Annotated in this window: 6 protein-coding genes; 2 read left to right on the top strand and 4 right to left on the bottom strand. The window is 60.5% G+C overall.

Going from position 1 to position 6,000, the window contains the following annotated elements:
• The coding region (hrpB, locus tag FTE24_RS02500) for an ATP-dependent helicase HrpB (protein ID WP_160441623.1) at nt 1–1,575 on the bottom strand (1,575 nt) is incomplete at its 3' end.
• Nucleotides 1,576–1,781: 206 nt separating this feature from the next.
• Here hrpB and gluQRS point away from each other — a divergent pair.
• Complete coding sequence (gluQRS, locus tag FTE24_RS02495; protein WP_150228507.1) at nt 1,782–2,729, top strand: tRNA glutamyl-Q(34) synthetase GluQRS; 948 nt, start codon at nt 1,782–1,784, stop codon at nt 2,727–2,729.
• 141 nt (nt 2,730–2,870) lie between these two features.
• On the opposite strand, the gene FTE24_RS02490 is transcribed toward gluQRS, so the two are convergent.
• Both FTE24_RS02490 and FTE24_RS02485 read right to left on the bottom strand, forming a co-directional pair.
• Nucleotides 2,871–3,245: a DnaJ family domain-containing protein gene (locus FTE24_RS02490; RefSeq protein WP_150228505.1), complete on the bottom strand. Its 375-nt coding sequence runs from the start codon at nt 3,243–3,245 to the stop codon at nt 2,871–2,873.
• Nucleotides 3,246–3,448: 203 nt separating this feature from the next.
• Complete coding sequence (locus FTE24_RS02485) at nt 3,449–4,246, bottom strand: SDR family oxidoreductase (protein ID WP_150228503.1); 798 nt, start codon at nt 4,244–4,246, stop codon at nt 3,449–3,451.
• 405 nt (nt 4,247–4,651) lie between these two features.
• On the opposite strand from FTE24_RS02485, the gene FTE24_RS02480 reads away from it, so the two are divergent.
• The gene (locus tag FTE24_RS02480; protein WP_018977456.1) at nt 4,652–4,891 is read left to right on the top strand and encodes a hypothetical protein; all 240 of its coding nucleotides are present in this window, start codon (nt 4,652–4,654) and stop codon (nt 4,889–4,891) included.
• A gap of 70 nt (nt 4,892–4,961) precedes the next feature.
• Here the strand turns inward: FTE24_RS02480 and FTE24_RS23420 are convergent, their stop codons facing one another.
• Nucleotides 4,962–5,801, bottom strand: a complete 840-nt coding sequence (locus FTE24_RS23420; RefSeq protein WP_150228500.1) for a methyl-accepting chemotaxis protein — start codon at nt 5,799–5,801, stop codon at nt 4,962–4,964.
• Nucleotides 5,802–6,000 lie beyond the last annotated feature (199 nt).

The following is a 6,000-nucleotide window of genomic DNA, read 5'->3' as shown; positions in this document are numbered from 1 at the left end:
GCGCTCGGCGGCGCGGTCTTCCGGCGTGCGCGCGCCGCCGAAGAAGCGCGGCGACGCCTGCAGCGCTTCGAGCCGCGGCAGCAGCGACGCGGCGTCCGTCACCGCGCCGCCCGAAGGCGCGGGCGAGTTGGCCTGCTCCTGCAGCAGAGCCGCCAAGTCGCAGGCCAGTGCGCCGAGCCCGAGGCCGACGGCGCGGCGGATCATGCGCGCAAGGCGCGGATGCACGCCGAGCGCGCTCATCGCGCGGCCTTCGGCGGTAATAACGCCGTCTTCGCCCAGCGCATGCAGGCGGCGCAGCAGCGCCAGCGCTTCGGCGTAGCCGGCTTCCGGCGGCGCGTCGATCCAGTCCAGCTCGCCGGGACTGCGCACGCCCCAGGCGGCAAGTTCCAGCGCAAGCGGCGCCAGGTCGCTTTGCAGCATCTCCGGCACCCGGGCAGCCGGCATGCCGCTTTCTTCTTCCCGGCTCCACAGCCGGTAGCAGCGGCCGGGCGCCGTCCGCCCGGCCCGTCCCCGGCGCTGGTCGGCCGACTCCAGCGATTCGGTCAGCGTCACGAGCCGCGACATGCCGGTGCGCGGCGAGAACGCCTGCGTCCGAATCAGGCCGCTGTCCACGACGGCCGTCACTCCCTCGACCGTAATGCTGGACTCGGCCAGCGTGGTCGAGAGCACGATCTTCCGCCGCCCGCCGGTGGAAGGACGCACGGCGCGCCGCTGCTCTTCGCGGCCCAGCCCGCCGTGCAGCGGCAAAATCTCCGCGCCGGGCAATCCGCCGCCGCGCAGCAGTTCTTCCCGTGCGCGCGCGATCTCGCGCACGCCGGGCAGGAAGACGAGCACGTCTCCGTCCGTCTCGTCCCAGGCCCGCCGCACCGCCTGCGCCGTCCGGCGCTCAAGCGGCAGTTCGCGCGAAGCCGGTACGTGGATCGTCTCGACCGGATAGACGCGCCCTTCGCTGCGGATCACGTCCGCTCCGCCGAGCACCCGGGAGACCGGCTCCGGGTCGATCGTGGCCGACATGACGAGAAGGCGCAGATCTTCGCGCAGCACCATGCGGCTTTGCAGCGCCAGCGCAAGCCCCAGATCGCCCTGCAAGTTCCGTTCGTGGAACTCGTCGAAGATGACCAGCCCCACGTCTTCGAGCGACGGATCGGATTGCAGCATCCGGGTCAGGATGCCTTCGGTCACGACTTCGATCCGGGTATTGCGGCCCGTCTTGCTGTCCAGCGCGATCCGGTAGCCGACCGTTCCGCCGCTCGTCTCGCCGAACGACTCGGCGATATAATCGGCCGCCGACACGGCCGCCAGCCGCCGCGGCTCCAGCATGAGGATCTTGCGCCCGTCCAGCCACGGCTCGTTCAGCAGCGCCGGCGGCACCCGCGTCGTCTTGCCGGCGCCCGGCTGGGCGATCAGAATCGCCGGGCGATTGGCCGCCAGGCTCCGCTTCAATTCGGGCAGCGCCCGGTCGACCGGCAGCTCCTGCCGGCCGAACTCTCTTTGCTGCCCACCGCCGCTATGTCCGTGATCGGCGATCTCGGACCGCCCCGAATCTTCGCGGTCCCTTCCTTGCTTGCTTTGCATACTGCCCCACTCCGTTTCTTCGATTTCCCTATTCGGTTTGCCTGTTCGATCGCCATGTTTTGATCAAGGTCCGCGGGTTGAGCCTGAGAAGCGCACTTGTCAGCCGCTCCGCGCGAACGTTATGCTAAAAGGGTTCGGTTGAACCTGCAAAACCTCTATTATGGAACCTGTAAAATCCCTATTCGGATACCAAGGAGTGAATACTTATGAGACGCGGACGTTTTGCACCGACCCCTTCCGGCAAAATGCATCTGGGCAACGCGCGCACCGCGCTGATCGCCTGGCTGCATATGCGCGCCGCCGGCGGCGAATTTGTGCTCCGCATGGAAGACATCGACACCGAGCGCGCCCGCGCCAAATGGGCCGAACTCGCGCTGCTCGACCTGCGCTGGCTCGGCCTGGACTGGGACGAAGGCCCCGATGTCGGCGGCCCTTACGCGCCTTATACGCAGAGCGAACGCCTGGAGCGCTACGAAGACGCGCTGCACAAGCTCGAAGCCGCCGGCGCCCTGTATCCGTGCTACTGCAGCCGCGCCGACATTCTGGGCGCAGCCAGCGCGCCGCACGGTCTCGGCTCGGAAGGCCCCGCCTACGCCGGCACGTGCCGGCATCTCAGTCCGGCCGAACGCGCGGACAAAGCCCGCTCCAAAGACCCTTCGCTGCGCTTCGCCCTCCCGGAAGGCCGCGACGTGACGTTCGTCGACGGTATTGCCGGGCCGCAGGTTTTCCCTGCCGGCAGCGGCGGCGACTTCGTCGTACGGCGCGCGGACGGCCTGCATTCGTACCAGCTGTCGGTCGTCGTCGACGACGCCGACATGCGCATCACGGACGTGCTGCGCGGGTACGATCTGCTGGACTCCACGCCGCGCCAGATTTGGCTCGACGAAGCTTTGGGGCTGCCTGTGCCCGAATTTTTGCACGTCCCGCTGCTGAACGGTCCCGACGGCAAGCGCCTGGCGAAGCGGCACGGCGGCATCGCCATTTCTTCGTTCCGCGAACGCGGCACGCCGCCCGAGCGGCTCGTCGGCTGGCTCGCCCACGTCAGCGGGCTGATCGACCGCCCGGAAGCGATCTCCGCCGCCGAACTGATCGGACATTTCGACCTGTCGCGCATTCCGCGCGAAGCGGTCGTCGTCGACGTACCGGACATCTGACCGTCCCGTCAAGCGTCTCCGCCACTTGCGGAGGCGCTTTTCACTTTGCAGCTCCGGTTCCCGTCGCTTTCGCTTTTCCGATTTCCGGCTTTTCCGTTATGACTCGCTTTTCCGATTATTTCTCGCTTCCCCGCCGCTTCCCTACTCCCCTTCGAGCCGCTCGCGGATCTTGTCGGCATATTCGGCGTACGCGCCGCCGCTCCAGCCCCGCTGCTCTTCCACCGTGCGCAGCTTCAGCTTTTTGGATGTCAGACGGCTTTGCAGCTTCTCCTTTTCGCCGTCCGATTCGCACGCGGCCAACAGGTCTTCCAGCTCCAGACATTCTTTGCGCAGCTGCATCTCTTCCGGCAGCATGCCCGCATTTTTGAGAATCCGGTACGGGACCCGCAGTTCTTCCGGCACGCCGGGCAGATCGTCCGGCGCGATCGGTTTGCCGCTGCCCGGCAAATCGTCGAATTCGCCGCGGCGAACCGCTTCTTCGATTTTTTGTTCCGCCAACCATGACAACCAGCCCATAGAGATGCCCTCCTGGATTCGCAATGATAGGTTACTTGCCGCGTGCAGAGCACGCTTCGACACGTTTTCGATCTTTCGTTTCCATTATACCCGATTATACCCGATCAAGAAGAGCGCGCGCCAAAAAGCCCGCCGACAGCGCTTCTGCATGTCGGCGGGCTTGCCGCTTGGGCGTACGAGGATGACGCGTGCGGCGCCGCTGCCTAGAACAGCAGAGATTCTCCGCCGTCTACCGTAATCGAAGTTCCGGTAATATGGCGCGATTCCGACGAAGACAGGAATACGGCGAGATCCGCCACTTCGTCCGGCAGCCCGTGCCGACCGGCGAGCGGATGATCGCCGCCGCGCGGGAAAGCGAGCGGAATCGCGATCTCGTGCATCAATTCGTTTTCTTCGGTCGTCTCGTCGATATTGGTCGTAATTGCCCCCGGGCAGATCGTGTTGACCCGAATCCGGTAGCGGGCCAGCTCCAGCGCGGCCATTTTGGCAAAAGCGACCTGTCCCGCTTTGGACGTGCTGTACGGCGACATGCCGATGCTGGAGAAGCGGGTATTGCCGTTCACGGAGCTCGTGATCACGATACTGCCTCCGCCTCTTTGTTTCATATAAGGAATCGCCAGCTTGACCGACAGGAACATGCCGCCCAGATTGACATCGATCGTCTTCTGGAATTCGGCCAGTCCCATATGTTCGATCGGGCCTTTGGCTCCGTTGATACCCGCATTGGCGAACACTGCGTCCAATCCGCCGAATTGTTCGTTCACCTGGCGGTAAGCTTCTTCCATCGCTTCCGGATCGGAAACGTCGACGACGCAGATCAACCCGCTGCCGGGACGGATCGCTTCCAATTCTCCCCAGACGGATTCGGCCCGTTCGGGGTCCAGTTCGAACAATCCCACATTCGCGCCTTCCTGCGCAAATTTCAAAGCGGCGGCCCGGCCGATACCCGAACCCGCACCCGTAACGATCACTGTTTTGTTTTCAAACCGTGGCGTCGACATATGGATACACTCCTTTATTTTTGATTGATGAACAAGCAGTAAGCCCGGCGAATGACGCGCGGCAGACCCTTTTTGCAAGATAGCCAGAAGGCGGTTTCAATCCGGTTATACATTACCCCAAAGCGTCGGGACTTTAATCATTTTCCATACTTTCAGCATTTTTTTGAAAATGACTTAAATATTTACGTAAAAAGGTTTTCATGAATAGCCTCCACAGGGTAAACAATTATTAAATTTGACCCGCGAATGCACGTGATCGGCGCCGTATAAGGAGGGAAATTGGCTTTTTCAAAAAAAATTCAAAAAATAGTAACGTTTACGAAGAAAATTAATCGTTTTTTAATTTGTTTTTAAGGAAGCAAGTTTATAATAAAATCAGGATAAAGTATAAATGAGGTGAATGTAGTGAAAACGACGATTACAGTTCAAGAAAAACTGGTTCCCGTTTACATTGACGCCGAGAACACACAGCCCGCTCAAAAAATGCTTAGACTGCTGTCGAGCGCCTTGGATAATAAGTTAAGTAACGGTAAAAGAGCCTTGAAAAAATGTATCGGTTCCCTGATCAGTATCGAAATTGTCGGTTCGGAAGCCATTTTGCACTCGTACCGCGAAAGCGACACGCTCGCTCTGTCCCTGTATTAAGCCGCCGTCCCCCCTTGTACATAAAAAAGACATTCCGAAGATGCGGAATGTCTTTTTTGTATATCCGTTTTTATTTCATTCGGCTGCGGTCGTCCAGCATCCGGCGGGTGAACTCGGAAAATTCGGCGTTCAGTTCGTTCAAGCGATCCGTCAGGCTGCCGAACTCGCCGAGCAGATGCGCCTGTTCGTTCGAAGCGTCGGAGATCGACGTGATTTCCTGCTCCATGCGCATGATGCTGCTCTGCACGTTGTTCAGCGCCTGCTCGATGCTCTGCGTCGCCTGCTTCGTATCGACCGACAGTTTGCGCACTTCGCTGGCCACGACCTGGAATCCGGCGCCCAGCTCGCCGACCCGCGCCGCTTCGATCGCGGCGTTCAGGCCGAGCATGTTGGTCTGTTCCGAAATTTCGCGGATAAACGAAGTGACTTTGTTGACCTGGCGCGCGTCCGTAACGGCCCGGCCCGAATTTTCGCGAATTTCCGCCGTGGCGGCCGCGAGCTGCTGCGACTGCGCGGCGATCGAGGCGACAAAATCGGTCAACGAGCGGCTGACGGATTCCATCCGGTCGCCGAATCCGTGCATGAATTCTTCGGTGCTCATCGTATAGGCGACGGCAAGCGCCCCGACGACCTTCCCGGTCTCGTCGAACACCGGAATGCCTTTGGCTTCCAGTTCAACCCCGTAAGCCGAAGCCGGAATGCGGGTGCTGGACACCTGGCCGCCCAGCGCTTTGCGGAGATTGACGTCGTCCGGCGGAATCGGGGAGCCTGCGGATAATCCGAAGTCCAGATCGGTCGAAGGCGCGTAATACAGAAATTTCTCCCTGTCGGTAATGCCGATCATGAAATCTTCTTTGGTGATCTTTTTCAAATAAGGGATGCTGAGTACGAGCGCGTCGAGTATGTTCATTGGGGCCCCTTCTTTCTTGTGAGTGAGATCGATGTCCGGCTAAAGCAGGTTCCTCTTATATTTCGTCAAATTTCTTCCGATTCTAAAGAGCCGCCGACAAAAAAGAAAGGTTCTTCCTAAAATTCATGATCGGACGTAAAATAATCGGCGAAATCCGCATTCGCTGCGTAATTCGTGATATAATCAAGAAGATAAAGGA

The organism is Saccharibacillus sp. WB 17 (assembly GCF_008634075.2).
GTDB lineage: Bacteria > Bacillota > Bacilli > Paenibacillales > Paenibacillaceae > Saccharibacillus > Saccharibacillus brassicae.
Note: the sequence above shows the minus strand (reverse complement) of the source record. Positions and strands in the feature narration are given on the sequence as shown.